This is a genomic window from Burkholderia sp. LK4 (assembly GCF_001043615.1).
GTDB classification, from domain to species: domain Bacteria; phylum Pseudomonadota; class Gammaproteobacteria; order Burkholderiales; family Burkholderiaceae; genus Burkholderia; species Burkholderia cepacia.
This window is the reverse complement of sequence record NZ_LDUL01000184.1, coordinates 1-1,287: the sequence shown is the minus strand read 5'-3', so window position 1 is coordinate 1,287 and position 1,287 is coordinate 1. Positions and strand designations below refer to the sequence as shown.

Below are 1,287 nucleotides of genomic sequence, written 5' to 3'. Positions count from 1 at the left end.
CTGTCGATCTACACCATCCTGTCCCGTCGTTCCGTTCGGCGCCACAACGCCGTTTCCGCACGCGCATTCGTCGCCGTCGATACCGACGAAGTGGCGTCGCTGCTGCCGTAGCGCCTCTCCTTTCTTTACGTCGTTCGTTTCGTCTGCTGATTCGCCAACCGCATGGTCCGTGCGGTGACGGAACGCGTTCGCGCATTCGTTGCCGCGTCGCGTATCGCAATGAAACGAACGACGGCCTGATCGTCGCGCGCAGCGCGGATCGCCACGCCATCCCGTTGCGCCCATTCACCAGCGGCCTTGCGCTTTGCGCCAGGCTGCGGGGCTGTTGCACGCCGGCGTTTCGCCACATCCGGCAAGACGTACGCAACAACCCTCCGGATAACTGATTGACGTCATGGAAAGAAGGAAACCACTCGTCGGCATCACCGCCGACCACACGCAGATCGGCGCACACGCGTCGCATACGGTCGGCGACAAATACGTCGCCGCGATCGTCGACGGCGCGCAGGCACTCGCGATGGTGCTGCCCGCGCTCGGCGAGCGCCAGTCGACCGACGACATCCTCGACACGGTCGACGGCCTGCTGTTTACCGGCAGCTACTCGAACGTCGAGCCGCACCTGTACGGCGGCGAACCGAGCGCACCCGGCACGAAGCACGACCCGGCCCGCGACGCGACGACGCTGCCGCTGCTGCGCGCGGCGATCGCCGCGGGCGTGCCGGTGCTCGCAGTCTGCCGCGGCTTCCAGGAGCTGAACGTCGTCTGCGGCGGCACGCTGCACCAGCGCGTGCATGAAGTGCCGGGCTTCGCCGATCACCGCGAGGACGACGACGCACCGATGGACACGCAATACGGCCCCGCGCACGTCGTGCGACTGACGCCCGGCGGCAAGCTGCATGCGCTCGCCGGCGGCCGCGACGAAGTGCACGTGAACTCGCTGCACAAGCAGGGCATCGCGCAGCTCGGCTCCGGCCTCGCCGTCGAAGCCGTCGCGCCGGACGGCCTGATCGAAGCCGTGAGCGTCGTCGATGCACCGGCTTTCGCCCTCGCCGTGCAGTGGCACCCGGAATGGCGGCATGCGCAGGACCCGCTGTCGAGCGCGATCTTCCGCGCCTTCGGCGATGCCTGCCGCGCGAGCCGTGCCGCCCGCACGCGCGCCACGGCCGCCGCCGCGCTCGCCTGAGCGCGCCGACCCAACCAACGAGAACAGACATGCAAGACATCGAAGATTTCCTGAAGCAGCACCGGATCACCGAGATCGAAGCGATCATTCCCGACATGGCCGGC

General features: G+C 68.0%; 1 protein-coding gene and 1 pseudogene. Both read left to right on the top strand.

Annotated features, from left to right (window positions below; genetic code table 11):
- The first annotated feature begins 394 nt into the window (after positions 1-394).
- Positions 395-1,183, top strand: coding sequence for a gamma-glutamyl-gamma-aminobutyrate hydrolase family protein (locus VK92_RS38825; RefSeq protein ID WP_048025395.1), 789 nt, complete (start codon positions 395-397; stop codon positions 1,181-1,183).
- A pseudogene (locus VK92_RS43265) lies at positions 1,126-1,287 on the top strand (glutamine synthetase); the annotation flags it as partial. The gene VK92_RS38825 and the pseudogene VK92_RS43265, both read left to right, overlap by 58 nt.

What these genes read in the sequence shown, in the direction of transcription:
- VK92_RS38825 (WP_048025395.1), top strand. Translation starts at nt 395, where the DNA reads ATGGAAAGAAGGAAACCACTCGTCGGCATCACCGCCGACCACACGCAG.